Here is a 21,461-nt window from a genome sequence, read left to right on the forward strand (position 1 = left end):
TGCTCCGCTGGCTCAGGGCCGCTGCTTGGCCGCGGGCAGTATCTCCGGCGCCAGCCGCCAGTCTTCGAGCCCGTTTTCCACGGTGCCGATGCCCCGCGGATCACCGGTGAGCTCGGCCCAGTGCGAGTGGTTGAGCTGATGCAAGGTGAAGCACGCATCGAGGGCGGTGGAGAAACCCATGGCGTCGACGCTCTGGTTCACCGACTCCTTGATCAGCAACGCGGTGACGGTTGGCAGCTTGGCGATGCGCCGGGCGAAATCGATGGTGCGCGCCGACAGCTCGGCGGCCGGGAAGACCTTGCTGACCATGCCCAGCGCATGGGCGTCGTCGGCATCCAGCGAATCACCGGTGAGCAGCAGCTCCTTGGCCTTGCGCGGGCCGAATTCCCAGGGGTGGCCGAAGTACTCCACCCCGCACATGCCCAGGCGGGTGCCCACGACGTCGGCGAAGATCGTGTCCTCGGCGGCGACGATGAGGTCGCAGCACCAGGCCAGCATCAGGCCGGCGGACAGCACCATGCCGTGCACCTCGGCGATGGTGATCTTGCGCAGGTTGCGCCACCGCTTGGTGTTCTGGAAGAAGTAATGCCACTCCTGCCGGTGCCGGGCATCGGCGCCGGTGAGGGTCCCCCCGTTGCAGTAATAGGTGGGATGCCGGCCCGGACCGGTTCCGCGCTCTCGGACATCGTCGGCGGACCCGAGATCGTGGCCCGCCGAGAAGCAGGACCCCGCGCCGCGCAGGATCACCACCCGGACCGTGTCGTCCTCCTCGGCGAGTTCGAATGCCGCGCCGAGCTCGACGAGCATCCCGCGGTTCTGCGCGTTGCGCTGTTTCGGGCGGTCGAGCGTGATCACGGCGATCCGTCCGTCGTCGACCGTTTCAAACCCGATGTAGTCGAAATGCTGCACAGATGCTCCCTTCACCGGCGTGGACGCCGCTGACTGAGCACGCTACGCGGCGGCGCCGGTTTATGTCCATAGTCAGTACGTCTTCCAGAAGACTATGGAAGCACAAAGTTCGTAGAAAACTGCATCTTGCGCCGAATCAAGTATCTTGCTAGTACTGTGGTGTACGTCGCAGTTGCCAGACGGATGCGCGTGTTCGACGACTACCGAGAGGGTTCAAGATCAAGATGGAGATCGGAATTTTCCTGATGCCGGCACATCCGCCGGAGCGCAGCCTCTACGACGCGACCCAATGGGATCTGGAGCTCATCCAGTTGGCCGACGAGCTGGGCTACGTGGAGGCCTGGGTCGGCGAACACTTCACGGTGCCGTGGGAACCGATCTGCGCGCCGGACCTGTTGTTGGCGCAGGCGCTGTTGCGCACCAAGAACATCAAGCTCGCGCCCGGGGCCCACCTGCTGCCCTATCACCATCCGGTCGAGCTGGCCCATCGGGTGGCCTACTTCGACCATCTGGCCCAGGGCCGCTTCATGCTCGGCGTCGGCGCCAGTGGCATCCCTGGGGACTGGGCCCTGTTCGATGTGGACGGCCAGAACGGCGAGCACCGCGAGATGACCCGCGAGGCGCTGGAGATCATGCTCAAGGTCTGGACCGAGGATCAGCCCTGGGAGTTCCGCGGTAAGTACTGGAACGCCAACGGGATCGCGCCGATGTTCGAAGGCCTGATGAAGCGACACATCAAGCCGTTCCAGGCGCCGCATCCGCCGATCGGGGTGACCGGGTTCAGTGCGGGTTCGGAGACCCTCAAGCTCGCCGGTGAGCGCGGCTACCTGCCGATGAGCCTGGACCTAAACACCGAATACGTTGCCACCCACTGGGATGCGGTACTGGAAGGTGCGGCCCGGTCCGGGCGTACCCCCGATCGCCGCGACTGGCGGCTGGTCCGCGAAGTCGTCGTCGCCGAAACCGACGAACAGGCCTTCCGCTATGCGGTCGACGGCATGATGGGCCGCAACATGCGCGAGTACGTGCTGCCGACGTTCCGGATGTTCGGCATGACCAAGTTCTACAAGCACAATCCGGCGGTGCCCGACGAGGACGTCACGCCGGAATACCTGGCCGAGAACACCTTCGTGGTCGGATCGGTGGAGACCGTGGTGGACAAACTGGAAGCCACCTACGACCAGGTGGGTGGCTTCGGGCACCTGCTGATCCTGGGCTTCGACTACCTCGACAACCCGGGCCCGTGGAAGGAGTCGATGCGTCTGCTGGCCGAGGAAGTCATGCCACGGCTGAATGCCCGCATCGCCAAGAAGCCCGCTGGCTTGGTCGTCTAGTACGGGTCGAAACGGACTGGGAAGGCAGGGACATGCAACCTCGGCAGATTACCGTCCGGTATTCGGACGGAACAACGAAGACGATGCCGGCACAGCCGGACCAGTCGATCCTGGAGGCCGCCGAAGAACACGGCGTCGCGATCGTCAACGAATGCCAGAGCGGGATCTGTGGCACGTGTGTGGCCACCTGCACCTCCGGTGAGTACGAGATGGGCCGCACCGAGGGGCTGTCCGAGGTGGAACGCGATGCCCGAAAGGTGCTGACCTGCCAGACCTTTGCCACCTCGGACTGCCTGATCAGTCTCCAATACCCCGCCGACGACAACGCCGCGCGACTGGTCACCGGTACCGGAACGGTGATCGCGGTGGAGCACGTGTCGGCGAGCACCGCGCTCCTCACGATCGACGTTTCGGATCTGGGTCCGCTGAGCTATCAGGCTGGACAGTTCGCCCAGTTGAAGGTCCCCGGCACAACGGCCTGGCGCAACTACTCCTATGCCCATCCCGCCGACGGCGGCAGCACCGTGGAGTTCATCGTGCGGATACTGCCCCACGGCGAGATGTCGGACTACCTGCGCGATCGCGCCAAACCCGGTGACCGCATCGCGATGCGGTGCAGCAAGGGTGGCTTCTACCTGCGTCCGGTCGTGCGGCCGCTGGTGCTGGTGGCCGGCGGCACCGGGCTGTCGGCGATCCTGGCGATGGCTGCCAGCCTGGACGCCGGGATCGACCAGCCGGTACAGGTGATCTACGGCGTGACCAACGCCGACGACCTGTGCAAGCTCGGCGAGCTCGAGGATCTGCAGCAGCGCATCCCAAGCCTGCGGGTGCACACCGTGGTGGCCAACCCCGGTCCGGGCTGGGACGGCCCGGTCGGACTGGTCACCGACGTCCTGGACCCGAGCATGTTCGGCGGCGGCAATGCCGACGTCTATCTGTGCGGTCCACCGGCGATGGTCGAAGCCACCCGGACCTGGCTGGGCCACAACGCAATCCACGGCACGGGTCTCTACTACGAGAAGTTCGTGGCCAGCGGCCCCGCGCGCCGGCGCAGTGCACCGTATCTGGACTACGCCGCACTGAATCTGGCTGATGTGCGGGCTCGCGGCCGGGGGACCGCGGTGGTCATCGGCGGCAGCATCGCCGGTATCGCCGCAGCGAAGGTGCTCACCGAGACCTTCGAACGGGTCATCGTCCTGGAGAAGGATCCCCCGCACACCCGTCGCGAGGGCAGGCCCGGTGCCGCCCAGGGCTGGCATCTGCACCATCTGCTCACCGCCGGCCGCATCGAGCTGGAGCGCTTCTTCCCCGGGATCATCGACGACATGGTGCGCGAGGGCGCGTTCGACGTCGACATGGCCGCCCAGTACCGCATCCGCCTCGGCGGCTCGTGGAAGAAGCCGGGCACCGGTGACATCCAGATCGTCTGTGCCGGGCGCCCGTTGCTCGAATGGTGTGTGCGGCGCCGCCTCGACGACGAACCGCGCGTCGACTTCCGTTACGACGCGGCCGTCAGCGACCTGGTCTACGACCGCGACACCAACGCCGTGATCGGCGTGGCGACATCCGGCGGCGGCGATGAGCTGCAGGTGATACCAGCCGAATTCGTGGTCGACGCATCGGGTAAGAACACCCGTCTGCCGGAGTTCCTCGACCGCATCGGAATCGGTGCCCCGGAGTCTGAGCAGGACATCATCAACTGCTTCTACTCCACGATGTACCACAAGGTGCCGCCGGAACGGCAGTGGGACGACAAGGTGATGGTGATCTGCTACGCCTACCGGCCTTTCGAGGACACCTACGCCGCGCAGTACTACACCGACAGCTCCCGAACCATCCTGTCCACCTCACTGGTCGCCTACAACTGCTACTCACCGCCGCGGACCGCCCGCGAGTTCCGGGAGTTCGCCGACCGGATGCCCTCACCGGTGATCGGGGAGAACATCGACGGCCTGGAACCGGCATCGGAGATCTACAACTTCCGCTACCCGAACATGCTGCGGTTGCGCTACGAGAAGAAGCGCAACCTGCCGCGGGCACTGCTCGTCGTCGGTGACGCCTACACCAGCGCAGATCCGGTATCCGGCTTGGGGATGACGTTGGCGCTCAAAGAGGTTCGTGTGATGCAGCTTCTGCTGGCCAAGTATGGTGCCGGCCATCCCGAGTTGCCCCGCCGCTACTTCCGCAAGATCGCCAAGATGGCCGACACCGCGTGGTTCGTCATCCGGGAGCAGAACCTGCGCTTCGACTGGCTCAAGGATGCCGACAAGAAGCGGCCCTTCTACTTCGGTGCGCTGACCTGGTACATGGACCGGGTGATGGAGCTGGTGCACGACGATCCCGAGACCTACAACGAGTTCCTCGCGGTCGTCCACCTGGTCAAACCTGCTGCGGCGCTGATGACTCCGAAGGTGGCCGCGCGCGTTATCGGCAAATGGGCACGCACGAAGCTGTCGGGGCAGCAGACGCTGATCGAACGCAACTATGCCAACCGCACCGTTCCGCAGATCGAGACGCCGATGGTCACCGACGAGCTACTCGCCGATCTGACCGCCACCCGCACCCAGTAGAGAAGAGGGCGACATGATCCACCGGATGCTGGACTGCCGGGGCACCCGGATTCACGCCGTGGAGGACGGCGAGGGACCGCTGGTTGTCCTCGTGCACGGCTTCCCCGAGTCCTGGTACTCGTGGCGTCACCAGATTCCCGCGTTGGCCGCGGCAGGCTACCGGGTGGTCGCCATCGACCAGCGGGGCTACGGTCAGTCGTCGAAGTATCGCGTCCAAACCGCCTATCGCATCAAAGAATTGGTGGGGGACATCCTCGGCGTCATCGACGCCTACGGCGAGAAGCAGGCCGTGGTGGTCGGGCATGACTGGGGCGCACCCGTTGCCTGGACCTTCGCCTGGCTACATCCCGACCGCTGCCGCGGCGTGGTGGGGATCAGTGTGCCCTTTGCCGGGCGCGGGGTGATCGGCCTGCCGGGAAGCCCCTTCGGGGAGCGCCGTCCCAACGAGTACCACCTGGAACTCGCCGGCCCCGGAAAGGTCTGGTACCAGGACTACTTCTCCGAGCAGGACGGGATCATCGCCGAGATCGAGGAGGACCTGCGCGGCTGGCTGCTCGGCCTGACCTACACCGTGTCCGGGCAGCCGGCGATCGCGGCTGCCGCGGCCGCGGTCGCCGCGGGCGTGGATCTGGCGGCGATGGATCCGATCGAGGTGATCCGGTCCGGACCGTTGTGCATGGAGCAGGGCGCACGGCTCAAGGACGCGTTCGTCTACCCGGACCCGATGCCGGAGTGGTTCACCGAGGCCGATCTCGACTTCTACACCGGCGAATTCGAGCGATCCGGCTTCGGCGGTCCGCTGAGCTTCTACCACAACATCGACAACGACTGGCAGGATCTCGCCGACCAGGAGGGTATCCCGCTGACGCCGCCGGCGCTGTTCATCGGCGGCCAGTACGACGTGGGCACAATCTGGGGCCTCGAGGCGGTCGAGCGGGCCGGGGAAGTGATGCCGAACTATTGCGGCACCCACATGGTTGCCGATGTGGGGCACTGGATTCAGCAGGAGGAGCCCAAGGAGACCAACCGGCTGCTCCTCGATTTCCTTGGCGGACTGCGGTAGTGGAGCTGCGCCCTTGTCCCGCTGACGGCGCCGAGCTGCGCCGGGTGTTCGGCTGCTTCCCCTCCGGGGTGACCGCCGTGTGTGCGATTACCGGCGGCGCGCCGGTGGGGATGGCCGCCAGCTCGTTCACCTCGGTGTCGGTAGATCCGCCACTGGTCTCGGTGTGCGTGCAGAACACCTCGTCGACATGGCCCACCCTGCGCGGCCTGCCGCGGCTGGGGTTGAGCGTGCTGGCTGAGGAACACGACGAGGTCTGCTTGCGCCTGTCCCGCAAACACGGTGACCGCTTCGCGGGGGTGGAATGGTCGGAGCTGCCCAGCGGGGCAGTGCTGGTGCACGGCGCCACGGCCTGGCTGGACTGCCGGGTGCACAGCGAGATCCCCGCCGGCGACCATGTGATCGCCGTTCTGGAGATCTGTGCGCTCGGCGCCGACCCGGCGACACCGCCGCTGGTGTTCCACGGCAGCCGGTTCCGGCGTCTGGCCGGCGTCGGAGCGCAGACCGCATGAGAACCGCACACGGCCGCGTGCGCCGCGCCGTCTCCGCCGTCGCCACGGGACGGCCGGCGGTGGTGGTCGACGAGACCGTCGAACAGGGTTATGTGGTGTTCGCCGCCGACGCCGCGACACCGGCACTGCTGGCGTTCACGGTCCGGCACACTTCGGGCTACGTCCGGGTCGCGCTGCCGGGATCGGACTGTGAGCGGTTGAACCTGCCGCCGATGTGCCACCAGGACGGGCAGTCGTCGGGGACAGCGGCGCACCGGGTTGCGGTCGACGCCCGGGGTGTGGGCACCGGGATCTCGTCGACCGATCGCGCCAGGACGATCGCGACGCTGGCGGCGGCGGACGCCACCGCCGCCGACTTCCGCAGGCCCGGTCATGTCATCCCGGTGCAGGCCCGACGGCACGGGGTCCTGTCGGTGCACCCGGGTGCGGCCGAGGCGGCCGTCGATCTGGCCCGCCTGGCCATGCGCAGGCCGGCCGGCGTGCTCTGTGAGCTTGTGTCGCAACACGATCCAGCCGCGATGGCCGGGTCCCGCGAACTGGCCGCGTTCGCGGCCCGGCACCGGCTGCCCGTCGTCTCGATCGCCGAGATCGCCGCGTACCGCCGCCGCACCGAACCCCAGGTGGTGCGCCTGGCGGAGACCGCGCTGCCGACCGCGGCCGGCGCCCTGCGGGTTGTCGGATACCGCGGCACCGGCGACGGCTGCGAACACCTGGCCGTCATCGCCGGCGCGGCCGGTGCTGACGCGCCCATGCCACTGCACGTGCACGTCGAATGCCTCAGCGGTGATGTGTTCGGCTCGCTGGCCTGCCGCTGCGGCGCGGAACTGGACAGCGCGGTCGCCGACATGACCGCCACCGGTACCGGGATGATCATCTACGTGCGTCCGCCCGGGGTGCGCGCGTGCGGGTTGTTGGCCGGTGAGATGGCCGCCCCCGACGCGGTGTCGGAAACCATCGCGTGGATTCTGCGCGACCTCGGGGTTTATACGGTCAGACTGTCCGACGACGCACCAGACCTCGGTCTGCTCATGTTCGGGGCCGTTCGCGAGCACGGGCTGCACGTCGAGTCGTACTCCCGGTGGTCGGCCACCGGGTGAGAAGCGTGGTAGGGGATAAGAGGTGGCGATGACGCATCCCGACCTGGCCGGCAAGGCCGCGATCGTGACCGGTGCCGGGGCCGGCATCGGCCTGGCGGTCGCGCGCCGGCTCGCTGCCGAGGGCGCGCAGGTGCTGTGTGCGGACATCAACGGCGATGCCGCGGCCGCTGCGGCGGCAGACATCGGCGGCGGGGCGATCGGTCACCGGGTGGATGTCAGCGACGAGGGCCAGGTCAGCGCCATGGTGCAGGCGTGTGTCGAGGCCTTCGGCGGTGTCGACAAGCTGGTCGCCAATGCCGGTGTGGTGCACTTTGCGCCGCTGTTGGACACCACCGTCGAGGACTTCGAGCGGGTCATCCGGATCAACCTGCTCGGCGCCTGGCTGTGTACCAAGCACGCGGCGCCCAGAATGATCGAGCGCGGGGGCGGGGCGATCGTCAACATGTCCTCGCTGGGCGGTCTCGTCGCGGCGGCAGGCACCGCCGCCTACGGGATGTCCAAGGCCGGGATCATCCACCTGAGCCGCATCACGGCCGCCGAATTGCGTTCGGCGAACGTGCGATCCAACGCCGTGCTGCCTGCTTTCGTCGATACACCGATGCAGCAGACCGCCATGTCGATGTTCGACGATGCGCTCGGTGCGGGCGGTGCGGACACCATGATCGGTCGCCTGCAGGGTCGGATGGCCGGGCCCGAGGAGATGGCCGGTGTCGTCGCGTTCCTGCTCTCCGACGACGCCTCGATGGTCAACGGCACCGCTCAACTCGCCGACGGCGGCACGGTTGCCGCCCTGTGGTGACGGTGCCGGCTCAGCCGCGGCTGGTCAGGATCGACAGCGCGATCGCGGTCATCTCCTCGGCGACGTCGGTGCGCCGGGTCAGATGCCAGGTCCGTGAGACATCCTCGATGAAGCTGACCGCGGCCGCGGCGAGCAGCCGGGCCTGGGCCGCGGTGGTCTGGGGAACCAGAGTGCGGGTCAGGTCGATCCACACCCCGTCGCGGTCGGCCTGGTTTCTCACCACGCTGTCGCGCACCTCCTCCGACGCCGAGGACAGCTCGGTGATCGACACCGACACCAGGTCGGGATCATCCAGGCTGACCCGCACCCGACCGTCCACCAGCTGCCGGAGTCGTTGCGGGGCAGGAGCATTGGCCCGCAACGCGCGAACGCACTCCAGCGTGGACCATTCGTCGAGGCGGCGTACCAGGGTGTCGAGGATGGACTGCTTGGAGGAGAACGAGCGGTACAGGCCCGGTCCAGCGATCCCGACGAGCTTGCCGATCTCGGCCGTGCTCACCGCGGGATAGCCGCGAGCCCGGAACAACCGGGCGCCGGCGGCCAGCAGCGTCTCGTAACGGGAGAACAATGCCACCTCGCGCTCCGGCGCCCCCTCGATCGGTTCGAGGGCTCCGACCGCGGGGGTGCGTGCGGCCGCCAGGCACGCTCGGTGCAGCAGCTCCTTGAGCTCGCCGGCCGGCAGGGTGAGGCTGTGCCGGCCCAGGCTGGTCAGGGTGCTCGACACGGCCCACGCCCGAAGCTCGGTGTGCTGCGGGCTGAGCTGCGGCATCTCCAACCGCACCCCGGCCTGCATCCCCGCGACGATCGCATTGATGCGGTCGCGGACCTCCATGCGGTCGGCGGCGGTGAGATAGCGGGCCTCCCGCTGCCACAGCACGGTCAGTGCCCGGGTTTCCACCGCCGCGGCGATGAGGTCGGGCAGCTCGGCCTCCAGCGGGCGGGCCGCCGCCTCCGGCGCACGACCCTCCGGATTGCGGACACTCTGGTACTCGTCCTGCGCGTTGAGGATCACCGCGGTGAGCAGGGCCTGTTTGTTGTCGTAATGGCGGTACAGCGCCCGGGCGGTCACCCCGGCCGCCTCCGCGATCTCCTCGAGCTTGACCGAATGGAATCCGCGATCGATGAACAGCCGCGCGGCCTGATCGAGGATCTGCTTTTTCCGGTCCTTCGGCCTGCGTCTCACGGCCGCGACGGTTGGCTGCATCGCTGGCGTGCCCCCTCTGTGTTTCGCCGGACCGCAACATCCTCCCAGATCGCCCAGTATCGCAATCGGGAACGTATCTCAAAAATACATCACGAGTCCAAAATCCATGTCTGCTTGGTCTATTAGCTATCGATGCCGATCGATTATCGCGTATCGCCTATAGACATAATGGGGGAGCGCGCGTACTCTCGCGAGGGTGATCGGTCGGCTCGACTCGGCGGTAAAGGCATCTGGCGCTGCGGCGCTGAGTCATCTGCCCGCGGTGGTGGGCGGCCCGGCCCGAGCGCGAACCGACGTCTGCGAACCCGACTCCGGCGATCCGGCGCACGTGGTCATCGGCGTCCAGCGGGCCGTTGACCGGCTGGTCGCGGCGTCGTCGCTGGACGAACTCCTCGGGCTGGCGCCCGAGGCTGCGGCGCTGATGGGCTTTCGCCGGGTGTTGTTCTCCCGGGTCGATCAGGGGATCTGGCTGGCCCAGCAGGCCTACGTCGGCAGCGATCCCGATTTCGCCGAGCAGCTGGTGGCGTTCGGCACCGCACATTCACGCCGTGTCTCGGGCCAGCTGATCGAGTCCGAGATGCTGCTCAGCGGTGTCCCGATCCTGGTCCGCGACGCGCAGTCGAATCCCAGGGTCTTTCGCAAATTGGTCAGGTTCGCACGGACCACCGACTATGTCGCCGCTCCCGTACAGGTGTGGGGAGCTCCGGTGGCCATGGTGCACGCCGACGGGTATCCCGATCGCGGCGTTGAGGAGATCGATCGCACGCTGCTCGGCCTCTACGCCCGCGGGCTGGGCCTGGCGATCGAGCGGGCTCAGCTTGCCGACCGGTTGCGGGTGATCAACCAGGCGTCGGCTGCGCTGGGCGGCCCCGCCGACGAGGGGTGTGCGGCGGCGTCCGCGACCCAGTCGGGACCGGTGCGGCTGGCCGCGGTGTCGTCGTTGCCCGGCGCTGAGCGCGCCACCGACCGGCTCTCACCGCGGGAATGGGATGTGTTGCGCGGCATCGCGTTGGGCAAGACCAACGCCCAGATCGGCAGCGGGCTGTTCCTGACCGAGAACACGGTCAAGGTGCACGTCAAACAGATTCTCCGGAAGCTGGGGGCCGCCAACCGGACCGAGGCCGCCGCGCTGTATCACCGGCTCACCCGTCGCGGGCCCTGAGCCCCATCAGGTCCGGATGACCGCCGGCCCCAAGTCCTCGTAGCGTCGTGCCTCGGCGGCTGGCAGTTCGGTGTCGGTGACGATCGTCTCGAAATCGGCCACCTCGGCGAAGCGGCAGAAGCTGCTCGCGCCGAACTTCGACGCGGCAGCGACCAGCACCCGGCGCCGGGCCACCTTCACCGCTGTCTGCTTGACCGCGGCCACCGCCGGGTCGGGTGTGGTGAGGCCATGTTCGGGTGAAATCCCGTTCGTCCCAAGGTAAGCGACGTCGATCACCAAGCTGCCGAGCATGTCGGTCGCCCAGTGATCCACAGTCGCCAAGGTGCGCCCGCGCATCCGTCCACCGAGGAGCAGCACGGTCGCCGACTGGCTGTGGGCCAGCGCCTCGGCGGCCAGCAGCGACGAGGTCACCACCGTCAGATCGTGGTCGGCCAGTCGCTCGGCGATCAGCCGGGGGGTGAAACCTTCGTCGAGATATACCGTTTCGGCCCCCTGCAACAACTCGACCGCGGCCGCGGCGATCCGGTGCTTCTCCGCCAGGTCCACCTGGCTTCGGTACTCGACGGTCGATTCGAAGGCGGCCGTCTCCAGCGGGATAGCGCCGCCGTGGACCCGCTTGAGCAGCCTGCGGCCGGCGAGGACCTTCAGGTCGCGGCGGATCGTCTCGGCGGCCACGTCGAGTTCGTCGGCGAGCGCGGCGACCTCGACCCGCCCCCGGGTGCGGGCGAACTCGACGATGCGGCCTTGACGGGTCTCCGAATCCACCCGCCCATTCTCACTTGTCTCTCACGGCTGGGAGCCGCCGAGTACCGACCGGACCTCTTCGGGGTTGCGGGCATCCCGGAGCCGGGCGACCTCATCCTTGTCCAGGAAGACCCCGGCGATCTTGGTCAGCAGCGCCATGTGGTCCTTGCCGGCACCGGCGATGCCGACGACGAACTCGGCCGGCTTGCCATTCCAGTCGATCGGTTCGGCGTAGCGCACGAACGAGATACCGGTGCGGCGGATCGAGTCCTTGGCCTCGTTGGTGCCGTGCGGGATGGCCAGCCCGTTGCCCATGTAGGTGGACACCGAGCCCTCCCGCTCGTGCATCGCGTCGACGTAGGCAGGCTCGACGGCTCCGCAGGCCACCAGCAACCGGCCGGCTTCGCTGATCGCCGCCTCCCGCGTCGTGGCCGTTCCGGTCAGCACGATCGACTCCACATCGAGGATGTCGGCGGCCGGTGCTTCCGGGGCCGGCTCGGCCACGGCTGGCTCGGCGCCATTGCCACCGCCGGAGCTGCCGAGCAGATCGACGATCTCGTCGTACTGCGGCGCGTTCATGAAGTTGTCCACCGAGACATGCACCGCCGAAGGTGTCTTCTGCCGGGCCCGGTCGGTCAGATCCTGGTGGGTGACCACCAGGCCGTAGCTGTCGGTGAGATTCGAGATCGCCTGGTTGGTGACCTTGACGTCGGTGAACCCGGCTCCCTGGATCTTCTTGCGCAGCACCGAGGCGCCCATCGCCGACGACCCCATGCCGGCGTCGCAGGCGAACACGATGCTGGTGATCGGAGCGCGGCCGGCCGAGCCGAGAAGGGCCGCCGAGACGCTGGACTTCTTGCCTTTGAGGGCCTCCATCTCGGCGGTGGCCGCGGCCAGATCGCCGTCGGCGTCGGACCGGTCGGTCTTGAGCAGCAGCGAGGCCACCGCGAACGAGACCCCGGCCGCGCCGAGCACCGACAGCGTCACGCCCACATAGCTACCGGTGGCGGTCTGCGCGTAGACGGCGATGATCGAGCCGGGTGCGGCCGGGGCGCGCAGCCCCGAGCCGAACAACACGTTGATGAAGATGCCCGTCATGCCGCCCAGGATGGTGGCCGCGATCAGCTTCGGCTTCATCAGCACGTAGGGGAAGTAGATCTCGTGGATGCCGCCGAAGAAGTGGATGATCGCGGCGCCCGGCGCCGATGCCCGAGCCGCGCCCCGGCCGAATGCCATGTACGCCAGCAGGATTCCCAGACCCGGACCCGGGTTGGCCTCCAGCAGGAACAGCACCGACTTGCCGGTCTCGAGCGCCTGCGTGGTGCCCAGCGGGGTCAGCACGCCGTGGTTGATGGCGTTGTTGAGGAACAGCACCTTGGCCGGTTCGATGAAGATCGACGTCAGCGGCAGCAGGTTGTGGTCGACCAGGAAGTCGACGACGTGACCGGCCGACCGGCTGAACGCCGAGACGATCGGTCCAATGCCGAAGAATCCGATCACGGCCATGGCGAGCCCCACGATGCCGGCCGAGAAATTGTCGACGAGCATCTCGAAGCCGGGCTTGATCTTGCCGTCCCACAGCGCGTCGACCTTCTTCATCACCCACGCGCCCAGCGGGCCCATGATCATGGCGCCCAGGAACATCGGCACGTCGGAGCCGGCGATGACGCCGGTCGTGGCGATCGCGCCGACGACGGCTCCACGGGTGCCGTAGACCATCCGGCCGCCGGTCGATCCGATCAGGATCGGCAACAGGTAGGTGATCATCGGTGCCACGACGCCGCCGTCGGCGAAGTCGCCCCACCCGCCGATCTGGGCCACCCAGCCGGCCGGGCTGCGCAGGCCGGCGAAGATGCCGGTCAGCCAGCCCGCCTTGATGAACAGGGCGGTGATCAGTCCCCAGGCGATGAATGCGCCGATATTGGGCATGACCATGTTCGACAGGAACGTGCCCAGCTTCTGGACATGGACCCGTGCGGTCGTCCGCGGCTTCGTCTCGGTGGTGGACAACTCGGGCCTCCGATCTCGGGGTGATGCCAGTCACATCTGGGGATCAGTAAAACCCACAACCGGGCATCTGCGCAAGCAATCGGTCATGAATGGGCAACAGAAAATGTGGTTTTATGCCCGGATTGCCGATATCGTCGTTACGGTGCGGTTGATGCATCCGCGCCCGCCCCCTCGAGACGAAGGACGATCACCATGAAGGCCTTGCGCTTCTATGCCCCCGAAGACGTCCGGCTCGAGGAGGTGCCCGAACCGCAATGTGGGCCCGACGAGGTCAAGATCCGAGTCCGCAACTGCTCGACCTGCGGCACCGACGTCAAGATCTTCCACAACGGCCACCAGAACCTGACCCCGCCGCGGACGATCGGGCACGAGATCGCCGGGGAGATCGTCGAGGTGGGCGCCGAGGTGAACCAGCGATACGGCAGCGACTGGCAGGCCGGTGACCGGGTCCAGGTGATCGCCGCGGTGCCGTGCGGCGAATGCCACGAATGCCGCAAGGGCTGGATGGCGGTCTGCCAGAACCAGACCTCGGTGGGCTACCAGTACGACGGCGGATTCGCCGAGTTCATGATCGTGCCCCGGCAGGTGCTCAAAGTCGACGGCCTGAACCGCATCCCGGACAACGTCGGCTTCGACGAGGCGTCGGCCGCCGAGCCGTTCGCCTGTGCCATCAACGCACAGGAGCTGCTCGGCATCGAGGAGGGCGACACCGTCGTCGTGTTCGGCGCCGGCCCGATCGGGTGCATGCATATCCGGATCGCCCGCGGCGTGCACAAGTGCGGGCCGGTCTACCTGGTCGATGTCAACGACAGCCGGCTCAAGATGTCGGCCGACGCGGTCGACCCCGACGAGGTCATCAACGCCGCGGAGGTGGATGTGGTGGCCAAGGTCATGGAGCTGACCGGCGGCCGGGGCGCCGATGTGGTCATCACCGCGACCGCGGCCAACATCACCCAGGAGCAAGCGATCGCGATGGCCGCCCGCAACGGGCGCATCTCGTTTTTCGGCGGCCTGCCCAAGACGAATCCGACGATCACCTGTGATTCCAATCTCGTTCACTACCGTCAGCTGCACATCCACGGCGCCAACGGGTCGGCCCCTGAGCACAACAAGCGCGCGCTGGAGTACATCTCGAGCGGTCAGGTCCCGGTCAAAGACCTGATCACCCGGCATATTTCGCTGGACAACGTGCTCGACGCCTTCGGCATCGTCAAAAGCGGTGAGGCCATCAAGGTCACCGTCGAGCCGTAGCCGGCTCGCGGCCGAGGGGTTTCGGCTTTTCCTCTGGTGGAACACGTGGGTAAGCAATCCACGAGAGGACCTGATGGAACACGACAACGCTGCCCAGGCCAGAGCGGGCCTGATCGGCTCGATCAAGGGCAAGGCCAAGGAGATCTTCGGTGCGGTCACCGGCAACAACTCGCTGACCGCCGAAGGGCAACTCGACCAGGTCGAGGCGCAGCACCGCAAAGAGGCCAACGCCGTAGAGGCCGTCGCCGAGGCCGAAGCAACCGAGGCACAGGAGCAGAAGGCACAGGCCCGATCGGCCGGCGCGGACGCCCGTGTCGAGGTCGACAGCCGGGCCGCGGTGGCCGAGCAGCTGATCGACGATCAGGCGGCGGCCCAGAAGAAGGCCGCCGAGCAGGCCGCCCACCAGCAGGTCGTCACCGAGGCCGCGCGGGCCGAGCGGGACGCCCACCGCGAAGCCGCCGGCGCCGACGCGCGCGCCCGCCTGGAGTCACAGCAGGCGCAGGAGAAGCTCGAATCGGCCGCGGCCGATCACCAGGACGCGGTGCTCGATGCCGCTGAGTCGAAGGCCGAAGCCGATCGCCTGCGCCGCTCGGCCGATGACCTGACCAACAACGCTGACCTCCCCTGAGCGTCGACGACTACCGGACTCTAGGAGCCCAGCCCGTGAACATCACTGACGTGCCCTTCGCCATCCTGCGCCTGCAATACCGCGCGGTGCGCATTCCCCTGCAATTCGTCGAGGACCGACTCGTCGCCCGCCTCGACACCGAATCACCCGCCCGGCTCTTCTACGAGCGCTCGCTGGGTGCCCTCGATGTGACCGTCGGCAACGCCCTGGGAGATCCGGAGCTCGCCGAGCGCGGCGTGGCCCTCGCGCAGCGCAGCGACGCGCTTCGCGAGGCCGCCCGGCTCGATGCCGAGGCGCAAGCGCAAGCCCAAGCTGCCGGCGAGGAATTCACCGCTCGCCGCGACGAGGCGAATCGTGAACGGATGAACGCCCAGACCGCCAGGAAGGAGACGGTCGAAGAGGCACGGCGCAACGCCGAGGAGCGCAAGCGCACCGCCGCGCAGGCCGCCCAGAAGCGCACCGAAGCGGCCACGACCAGCGTGGCCAAGGCGGCCGCCCAGCGCGCCGATGCGGTGGAGAAGGCCAAGCTCAACGAGCAGGCCCGGATCGACGCGGCGCAGGAAGCAGCGACCAAGGCCGCTCAGGCCAAGATCGCCGACGCCCAGCAGAAGCGCAGCGAAGCGGTGTCCACCCGCAAGGACGCCGACCGGGTCGCCGAGCTTGCCGACGCCGAGAAGGCCAAGCGACAGCAAGCCCGCGCCGCGGGCAACGGCACGAAGTAGGCGCCGCTATTCGGCTGGGCACTCCGCAGACGGTCGGACCGCGGCGGGGTGCCCAGCTTCGTATTGACTGTGCGTCTGCGGTTTCGACTGTGCGTCGGCGGCGGGAAATCGCTCCCGAGATCGCCCTAACCGCACAGTGGACGCCCTGGGCGCCCACTCGATTCGGCCGGCCCGGCGTTGTGTGAGGAATCAGGCAGACAACCGCGCCCGAGGACATTCAACTGTATACCCATGGGGGTATAAAGTAGGATCACTGGCAGGACCGGGCGACGAGATCGAAGCCGCGATTCGTAGGAAGAAAGCCTGAGGGCGGAGAGGAACAGCATGATGGTTACGACACCTGAGGACATCGACCCCGGCGCGGCCATGCAACTGGTGGACGAGTCCGCCGCCGTCCTGCTCGACGTCCGCGAGGACGACGAATGGGCGGCCGGGCACATCCCCGGTGCGATACATGTTCGCCTTGGCGAACTGGACCCTGCCAGCCTCAACCCGGCCGGCACGGTGGTCGCTATCTGCCGCTCGGGGAACCGATCACGGGTCGCCGCCGCGATATTGGCGGACGCCGGGATCACCGTCTACAACCTGGCCGGCGGCATGGTGGCGTGGGACGGCGGCGGCCGCCCCGTCGTCCGTGACGATGGGAGCGCCGGAACGGTCATGTAGAAAGGCCGAGCGCGGCGACCGGTGCGGTCGGCCTTCAACCTCGCGGTTGACCGCCGCGCAGGTACACCGTGGTGGTGTGGGTATAGAACTCGCGCGCCGCGGTGCCCTGCTCCTTGGGCCCCAGGCCGCTCTTCTTCGCCCCGCCGAACGGCACGTGCGGGTCGGCGCCGGCCGACTCGGAGTTGATGTGCAGGACGCCGACGTCGACGTGCTCGGCCGCCTCGAGTGCCCGAGTGAGGTCCTGGGTAAAGATGGCTGCCGACAACCCGAACTCGCTGTCGTTGGCCAGCGCGAACGCTTCCTCGGCATCGGCGGCGCGGCGGGCCGCCACCACTGGGCCGAAGAGTTCGTCGGTCCAGACATCCGCGGGACCGGTCAACTCCACGATCGTGGGCGCGACGAAGAATCCCTCGGCGAGTGGTCCCTTCCGGTAGGGCCCACCGCCGGCCAGCACCTCTGCACCCTGGGTGATCGCCGAGCCGATGCTCGCGTAGATGCCGCGCTGGGCCGTTCCGGTGATGACCGGGCCCATCTGGGTGGCCTCGTCGGTCGGATCGCCGACGGCCAGCGCATCGGCCCGCTGCGACAGCGCCTCCAGAAACCGGTCGGCGATCTTGTCGGTCACGATCAACCGCGATGTGGCCGTGCACTTTTGGCCCGTCGAGCGGAACGCACCCAACATGACCTGCTCCAACGCTAGGTCGAAGTCTGCGTCGTCAAGCACCACCGCCGCGTTCTTGCCGCCCATTTCGGCCTGCACCGGCACGCCACGTGCGGCGGCCGCCGAGGCGATGCGCCGGCCCACCCCGGTGGAGCCGGTGAAGCTAATCGCGTCGATGTCGGGGTGGTTGACCAGCGCGTCGCCCACCGCGACCTCGCCGATGACCAGGTTGAGCACACCGGCCGGCAGGCCCGCCGCGTTGAGCGCATCCGCGAGCCGGATCGCCAGCAGCGGAACGGTGCTGGCCGGCTTCCACACCACGGTGTTGCCGTAGGCGAGGGCCGGCGCGATCTTCCAGGCCGGAATCGCGATGGGGAAGTTGAACGGGGTGATCACGCCGACCACGCCGACGGGCTTGCGGGTCACCAAGATCTGCTCGCCGGCGCGCGGCGAGGCGAAGATCTCACCGGCCTGCCGGTCGCCTTCGTTGCCGTAGTAGCGCAGGATCTGCGCTGCCCGTCGCACCTCGCCGATCCCCTCGGCCTTGGTCTTGCCCTCCTCGATCGCCAGCTCGAGGCCCCAGCCTTCGGCGTTGCGATCCACGATCGCCGCAGCCTCGATCAGGACGGCTCCGCGCTGGTGCATCGGGGTGGCGGCCCAGCCGCGCAGCGCCCCGGATGCGGCGCCGACCGCGTTGTCCACGTCCGTCTCGGTGGCTGAACCACCCTCGGCAACAACTACTTTCGGACTGGCCGGGTTGACGCTGGATATCGCGTCCCCGCTGCCCGAGAGCCATTGCCCGGCAATCAGATGCCGGAGTTCGTTCGTACCGGTCACCTCAGCGGAACGCTGCCTGCCCGGTCAGGGCGCGCCCGATCGACAGCAGGTGCATCTCGGAGGTGCCCTCGTAGGTCAGCACCGACTCCAGGTTGTTGGCGTGCCGCAGCGGGGAGTACTCCAGTGTGATTCCGCTGCCGCCCAATATGGTTCGGCATTCGCGGGCGATCGCCAGCGCTTCCCGGACGTTGTTGAGCTTGCCCAGGCTGATCTGCTCGGGCCGGGCGCCCTCGGCGTCCTTCAGCCGCCCGAGGTGAACGGCCAGCAGCATGCCCTTGCCCAACTCCAGGGTCATGTTGGCCAGCTTCTCCTGGGTCAGCTGGAAACTCGACAGCGGCCGGTCGAACACGTCACGCGCGCCGGCGTAGGCGATTGCGGTCTCCAGGCTGTCGCGCGCGGCGCCCAGCGCGCCGAACACGATCCCGAAGCGTGCCTCGTTCAGACAGGACAGCGGCGCACCCAGGCCCGCGGCCAGCGGCAGCTGCGCCGAGGCTGGAAGCCGGACGTTGTCGAGCACCAGTTCCGAGGTCACCGACGCCCGCAGCGACAGCTTCTTGTGGATCGCGTTCGCGGTGAAACCGGGGGTGTCGGTCGGCACCAGGAAGCCCCTGATATCCCCGCTGCTGTCTCCTGTCTGCGCCCACACCGTGGCCACGTCGGCGAGATTGCCGTTGGTGATCCACATCTTGGTGCCGTTGAGCACCCAGTCGCTACCGTCGCGGCGGGCCCGGGTCCGCATTCCGGCCGGGTTGGAGCCGAAGTCGGGTTCGGTCAGACCGAAGCAGCCGATGGCGTCCCCGGCGGCCAGCCGGGGCAGCCACTCGTTCTTCTGCTCCTCGGAGCCGTAGCGGTAGATGGAGAACATCGACAGCGAGCCCTGCACCGACACGAAGCTGCGGAACCCGCTGTCGCCGGCTTCGAGCTCCATGCAGGCCAGGCCGTAGCTGACCGCGTTGGTCCCCGCGCAGCCGTACCCCTGCAGATGCATGCCCAGGACACCCAGGTCACCGAACTCCTTGGCCAATTCCTTGGGCAGGGTGGCCGATTCGAACCAGTTCTCGACATTGGGCCGCAGCCTGGTGTCGACGAACTTGCGCACGGTGGCGGCGATGTCGCGCTCGTCGGAGTCGAGCAACCGGTCGATACCGAACAGCTCGAGTGGGCCATAGGTATGCGACCCAGTGGTGTCCTTCTTGGGCGGTGCTGCGGTGGTGCTCATGATCATCCGATCCGAATCAGCTTCTTGTTGACGAACTCATCGATGCCGAACCGGCCGAGCTCGCGGCCGTAACCGGAGCGCTTGACGCCGCCGAACGGCAACTCGACGCCGTCGGCGCCGACGAGGTTGACGAACACCATGCCGGCGTCGATCTTGTCGGCCACCCGCTGGGCCTGCTCGCTATCGGTGGTGAACACATACGAGCCCAATCCGAACGGGATGTCGTTGGCGATCTCGAGGGCCTCATCCTCGGAGCTGGCCTTGAACACCATGGCGACCGGGCCGAACAACTCCTCGCGGTAGGTCGGGGAGTCGGGGGACACGCCGGTGAGCACACCGGGCGGGAAGTAAGCGCCCTTGCGCTCACCACCCGAGACCAGGTTGGCGCCGTCGGCCACCGCGCGGTCGATCTGCTCGGCCAGCCGGGTGGCCGCAGCCAGCGAGGACAGCGGGGCCAACTCGTCGGCAGTCTCGAGGACCTTCTTGGTGAACTTGTCGACGAACGCGTCGTAGAGGTCGGCGGCCACGATGAACCGCTTGGCGGCGTTACAGGCCTGCCCGGCGTTCTCGAACCGGCCGGCGATGGCCGCTTCGACGGTCGCGTCGAGGTCGTCGGTGCTCAGCAGGATGAACGGGTCGGAGCCACCGAGTTCGAGCACGACCTTCTTGAGGTTGCGGCCGGCGATCTCGGCCACCGCCGCACCGGCGCGCTCCGAACCGGTGAGCGAGACACCCTGCACCCGCGGATCGGCGATGGCCTGGGCGATCTGCTCGTTGGTGGCATAGACGTTGACATAGGCGCCCGCGGGGAAGCCGGCGTCGTCGAAGATCTGCTGGATGGCCTCGGCGGACTCCGGGCACTGCGGGGCGTGCTTGAGCACGATGGTGTTGCCCAGCGTCAGGTTCGGTCCGGCGAAGCGGGCCACCTGGTAGTAGGGGTAGTTCCACGGCATGATGCCCAGCAGCACGCCGACCGGGCCGCGCTTGATCACCGCGCTGCCGTCGCCGTCGAGCAGGTCGATCGGCTCGTCGGCCAGGAACTTCTCGGCGTTGTCGGCGTAGTACTCGTAGATGGCGGCGCTGAAGTCCACCTCGCCGAGCGCCTGCTCCAGCTGCTTGCCCATCTCGCGGTGGATGATCTCGGCGAGCTTCTCGCGGCGCTCGGTGTGCAGCTCGGCGACGCGCCGAACCAGGGCCGCCCGCTGCGCCACCGTGGACGTCTTGGACCACTCGCGGTATGCCTTGGCGGCAGAGGCCAGTGCCTGCTCGATCTGCTCGTCGGTCGCGGTCGGATACTCCCGCACGACGTCTCCGGTCTTGGGGTCGACCACTGCGTACAGACTCATGTCCCGTCCTGGTGTTTAGTAGTGTAAAACTTAGGAAAGTTATATACCGCTAAACTTCGGCTGCGCAAGACCTGGCGACCGAGCGACTGGTGAAGGCGAGGTGTCCTCATGACACAGGACGCGGCTGCCGGGAGCGATGTGGCGGCGGGCATCGACGGGTGGATGACCCGGCTGGGGCCCAAGCTACGGGCGCTGCGCAGGGAGCGCGAGTTGACGCTGGAGGCGGTTGCCGACCGGGCCGGGCTCACCAAGGGATTCCTGAGCCTGGTCGAGCGCGGCCAGACCACGATCTCGGTGCCCAACCTCCTCAAGGTGTGCGAAATCCTCGGTGTCTCAGTGGGTTCGCTGTTCGACTATCCCGAGTCGCCGGTGGTTCGCGGTGGTGACGGTGCGCCGGTGGAGATGGGCGGCAGCGGAATCCGCGAATACCTGCTGACCCCGGAGACCGAACGCAACCTCCAGGTGATGCGCTCGGTGCTGCAGCCCGGTGGCGGCACCGGTGGGGCCTATACCCTGGACTCGCAGACCATCTTCGTTTTCGTCATCCGCGGCTGCCTGCGGCTGACCGTCGACGGACAGGAATCGGTACTCAAAGCTGGCGATTGCTATACCTTCTCGGCAACAGCGGTGCACTCCTGGGATAACCCCGGACATGACGACAGCGAGGTGCTGTGGTCGATCGTGCCGCCGATCCCGCGGAATTCCGGCCCACATCGAGCCTGAACGTGCT

Annotated in this window: 19 protein-coding genes; 12 read left to right on the forward strand and 7 right to left on the reverse strand. The window is 67.7% G+C overall.

From position 1 onward, the window contains the following. Positions 1 to 12: 12 nt before the first annotated feature. Positions 13 to 924 (reverse strand): enoyl-CoA hydratase/isomerase family protein, encoded by a 912-nt coding sequence (locus ADBZ9K_RS25175; RefSeq protein WP_526624963.1) that lies wholly within the window; start codon positions 922 to 924, stop codon positions 13 to 15. A 209-nt stretch (positions 925 to 1,133) separates the two neighbouring features. On the opposite strand from ADBZ9K_RS25175, the gene ADBZ9K_RS25180 reads away from it, so the two are divergent. Genes ADBZ9K_RS25180 through ADBZ9K_RS25205 form a run of 6 tightly spaced genes read left to right on the forward strand, consistent with a single transcriptional unit; the run spans position 1,134 to position 8,281 of the window. Further along, positions 1,134 to 2,243: an LLM class flavin-dependent oxidoreductase gene (locus ADBZ9K_RS25180; protein ID WP_526624964.1), complete on the forward strand. Its 1,110-nt coding sequence runs from the start codon at positions 1,134 to 1,136 to the stop codon at positions 2,241 to 2,243. A gap of 32 nt (positions 2,244 to 2,275) precedes the next feature. Beyond that, positions 2,276 to 4,813 (forward strand): 2Fe-2S iron-sulfur cluster-binding protein, encoded by a 2,538-nt coding sequence (locus tag ADBZ9K_RS25185; RefSeq protein ID WP_526624965.1) that lies wholly within the window; start codon positions 2,276 to 2,278, stop codon positions 4,811 to 4,813. Positions 4,814 to 4,826: 13 nt separating this feature from the next. Continuing rightward, positions 4,827 to 5,876 carry an alpha/beta fold hydrolase gene (locus tag ADBZ9K_RS25190; protein ID WP_526624966.1) on the forward strand — a complete coding sequence of 350 codons (1,050 nt, stop codon included), beginning with the start codon at positions 4,827 to 4,829 and terminating at the stop codon, positions 5,874 to 5,876. After that, positions 5,876 to 6,385: a flavin reductase family protein gene (locus tag ADBZ9K_RS25195; protein WP_526624967.1), complete on the forward strand. Its 510-nt coding sequence runs from the start codon at positions 5,876 to 5,878 to the stop codon at positions 6,383 to 6,385. The genes ADBZ9K_RS25190 and ADBZ9K_RS25195 overlap by 1 nt, the downstream gene beginning before the upstream one ends. Then, positions 6,382 to 7,482, forward strand: coding sequence for a 3,4-dihydroxy-2-butanone-4-phosphate synthase (locus ADBZ9K_RS25200; protein ID WP_526624968.1), 1,101 nt, complete (start codon positions 6,382 to 6,384; stop codon positions 7,480 to 7,482). Before ADBZ9K_RS25195 ends, ADBZ9K_RS25200 begins: the two co-directional genes overlap by 4 nt. A 28-nt stretch (positions 7,483 to 7,510) precedes the next feature. Next, a complete protein-coding gene (locus tag ADBZ9K_RS25205) occupies positions 7,511 to 8,281 on the forward strand; it encodes a glucose 1-dehydrogenase (protein ID WP_526624969.1) in 771 nt (256 codons plus the stop codon). Between the two features lie 10 nt (positions 8,282 to 8,291). Here ADBZ9K_RS25205 and ADBZ9K_RS25210 read toward each other — a convergent pair whose 3' ends face one another. Next, on the reverse strand, positions 8,292 to 9,485 hold the full coding sequence (locus ADBZ9K_RS25210; RefSeq protein WP_526624970.1) for a TetR/AcrR family transcriptional regulator: 1,194 nt from the start codon (positions 9,483 to 9,485) through the stop codon (positions 8,292 to 8,294). A gap of 196 nt (positions 9,486 to 9,681) precedes the next feature. Between ADBZ9K_RS25210 and ADBZ9K_RS25215 the strand changes: the two genes are divergently transcribed. Continuing rightward, a complete protein-coding gene (locus tag ADBZ9K_RS25215; RefSeq protein WP_526624971.1) occupies positions 9,682 to 10,647 on the forward strand; it encodes a LuxR C-terminal-related transcriptional regulator in 966 nt (321 codons plus the stop codon). Positions 10,648 to 10,653: 6 nt separating this feature from the next. Here ADBZ9K_RS25215 and ADBZ9K_RS25220 read toward each other — a convergent pair whose 3' ends face one another. Continuing rightward, positions 10,654 to 11,412 carry a DeoR/GlpR family DNA-binding transcription regulator gene (locus tag ADBZ9K_RS25220; RefSeq protein ID WP_526624972.1) on the reverse strand — a complete coding sequence of 253 codons (759 nt, stop codon included), beginning with the start codon at positions 11,410 to 11,412 and terminating at the stop codon, positions 10,654 to 10,656. 21 nt (positions 11,413 to 11,433) lie between these two features. Next, positions 11,434 to 13,326 (reverse strand): PTS mannitol transporter subunit IICBA, encoded by a 1,893-nt coding sequence (locus ADBZ9K_RS25225; RefSeq protein WP_526625635.1) that lies wholly within the window; start codon positions 13,324 to 13,326, stop codon positions 11,434 to 11,436. A gap of 267 nt (positions 13,327 to 13,593) precedes the next feature. Here ADBZ9K_RS25225 and ADBZ9K_RS25230 point away from each other — a divergent pair, with 267 nt between their 5' ends. The 4 genes from ADBZ9K_RS25230 to ADBZ9K_RS25245 all read left to right on the forward strand — a co-directional run bounded on the left by ADBZ9K_RS25230 (position 13,594) and on the right by ADBZ9K_RS25245 (position 16,668). Then, positions 13,594 to 14,652, forward strand: a complete 1,059-nt coding sequence (locus ADBZ9K_RS25230) for a zinc-dependent dehydrogenase (protein WP_526624973.1) — start codon at positions 13,594 to 13,596, stop codon at positions 14,650 to 14,652. A gap of 73 nt (positions 14,653 to 14,725) precedes the next feature. Beyond that, positions 14,726 to 15,280, forward strand: a complete 555-nt coding sequence (locus ADBZ9K_RS25235; protein ID WP_526624974.1) for a CsbD family protein — start codon at positions 14,726 to 14,728, stop codon at positions 15,278 to 15,280. Between the two features lie 35 nt (positions 15,281 to 15,315). After that, positions 15,316 to 16,002, forward strand: a complete 687-nt coding sequence (locus ADBZ9K_RS25240) for an IF2 family translation initiation factor (protein ID WP_526624975.1) — start codon at positions 15,316 to 15,318, stop codon at positions 16,000 to 16,002. 327 nt (positions 16,003 to 16,329) lie between these two features. After that, complete coding sequence (locus ADBZ9K_RS25245) at positions 16,330 to 16,668, forward strand: rhodanese-like domain-containing protein (protein ID WP_526624976.1); 339 nt, start codon at positions 16,330 to 16,332, stop codon at positions 16,666 to 16,668. 34 nt (positions 16,669 to 16,702) lie between these two features. Here the strand turns inward: ADBZ9K_RS25245 and ADBZ9K_RS25250 are convergent, their stop codons facing one another. From ADBZ9K_RS25250 to ADBZ9K_RS25260, 3 genes are read right to left on the reverse strand one after another with little or no spacing between them, the layout of a single operon-like run. Then, positions 16,703 to 18,166: an aldehyde dehydrogenase family protein gene (locus ADBZ9K_RS25250; protein WP_526624977.1), complete on the reverse strand. Its 1,464-nt coding sequence runs from the start codon at positions 18,164 to 18,166 to the stop codon at positions 16,703 to 16,705. A 1-nt stretch (position 18,167) separates the two neighbouring features. After that, on the reverse strand, positions 18,168 to 19,385 hold the full coding sequence (locus tag ADBZ9K_RS25255) for an acyl-CoA dehydrogenase family protein (protein WP_526624978.1): 1,218 nt from the start codon (positions 19,383 to 19,385) through the stop codon (positions 18,168 to 18,170). A 2-nt stretch (positions 19,386 to 19,387) separates the two neighbouring features. Next, positions 19,388 to 20,731 (reverse strand): NAD-dependent succinate-semialdehyde dehydrogenase, encoded by a 1,344-nt coding sequence (locus tag ADBZ9K_RS25260; protein ID WP_526624979.1) that lies wholly within the window; start codon positions 20,729 to 20,731, stop codon positions 19,388 to 19,390. Between the two features lie 108 nt (positions 20,732 to 20,839). On the opposite strand from ADBZ9K_RS25260, the gene ADBZ9K_RS25265 reads away from it, so the two are divergent. Next, positions 20,840 to 21,454 (forward strand): helix-turn-helix domain-containing protein, encoded by a 615-nt coding sequence (locus ADBZ9K_RS25265; RefSeq protein WP_526624980.1) that lies wholly within the window; start codon positions 20,840 to 20,842, stop codon positions 21,452 to 21,454. Positions 21,455 to 21,461: the final 7 nt, after the last annotated feature.

It is taken from the genome of Mycobacterium sp. (assembly GCF_965229265.1).
Taxonomy (GTDB): Bacteria; Actinomycetota; Actinomycetes; order Mycobacteriales; family Mycobacteriaceae; genus Mycobacterium.

What these genes read in the sequence shown, in the direction of transcription:
- ADBZ9K_RS25180 (WP_526624964.1), top strand. Translation starts at nt 1,134, where the DNA reads ATGGAGATCGGAATTTTCCTGATGCCGGCACATCCGCCGGAGCGCAGC.
- ADBZ9K_RS25185 (WP_526624965.1), top strand. Translation starts at nt 2,276, where the DNA reads ATGCAACCTCGGCAGATTACCGTCCGGTATTCGGACGGAACAACGAAG.
- ADBZ9K_RS25190 (WP_526624966.1), top strand. Translation starts at nt 4,827, where the DNA reads ATGATCCACCGGATGCTGGACTGCCGGGGCACCCGGATTCACGCCGTG.
- ADBZ9K_RS25200 (WP_526624968.1), top strand. Translation starts at nt 6,382, where the DNA reads ATGAGAACCGCACACGGCCGCGTGCGCCGCGCCGTCTCCGCCGTCGCC.
- ADBZ9K_RS25205 (WP_526624969.1), top strand. Translation starts at nt 7,511, where the DNA reads ATGACGCATCCCGACCTGGCCGGCAAGGCCGCGATCGTGACCGGTGCC.
- ADBZ9K_RS25210 (WP_526624970.1), bottom strand. Translation starts at nt 9,485, where the DNA reads ATGCAGCCAACCGTCGCGGCCGTGAGACGCAGGCCGAAGGACCGGAAA.
- ADBZ9K_RS25225 (WP_526625635.1), bottom strand. Translation starts at nt 13,326, where the DNA reads ATGGTCATGCCCAATATCGGCGCATTCATCGCCTGGGGACTGATCACC.
- ADBZ9K_RS25230 (WP_526624973.1), top strand. Translation starts at nt 13,594, where the DNA reads ATGAAGGCCTTGCGCTTCTATGCCCCCGAAGACGTCCGGCTCGAGGAG.
- ADBZ9K_RS25235 (WP_526624974.1), top strand. Translation starts at nt 14,726, where the DNA reads ATGGAACACGACAACGCTGCCCAGGCCAGAGCGGGCCTGATCGGCTCG.
- ADBZ9K_RS25245 (WP_526624976.1), top strand. Translation starts at nt 16,330, where the DNA reads ATGGTTACGACACCTGAGGACATCGACCCCGGCGCGGCCATGCAACTG.
- ADBZ9K_RS25255 (WP_526624978.1), bottom strand. Translation starts at nt 19,385, where the DNA reads ATGAGCACCACCGCAGCACCGCCCAAGAAGGACACCACTGGGTCGCAT.
- ADBZ9K_RS25260 (WP_526624979.1), bottom strand. Translation starts at nt 20,731, where the DNA reads ATGAGTCTGTACGCAGTGGTCGACCCCAAGACCGGAGACGTCGTGCGG.
- ADBZ9K_RS25265 (WP_526624980.1), top strand. Translation starts at nt 20,840, where the DNA reads ATGACACAGGACGCGGCTGCCGGGAGCGATGTGGCGGCGGGCATCGAC.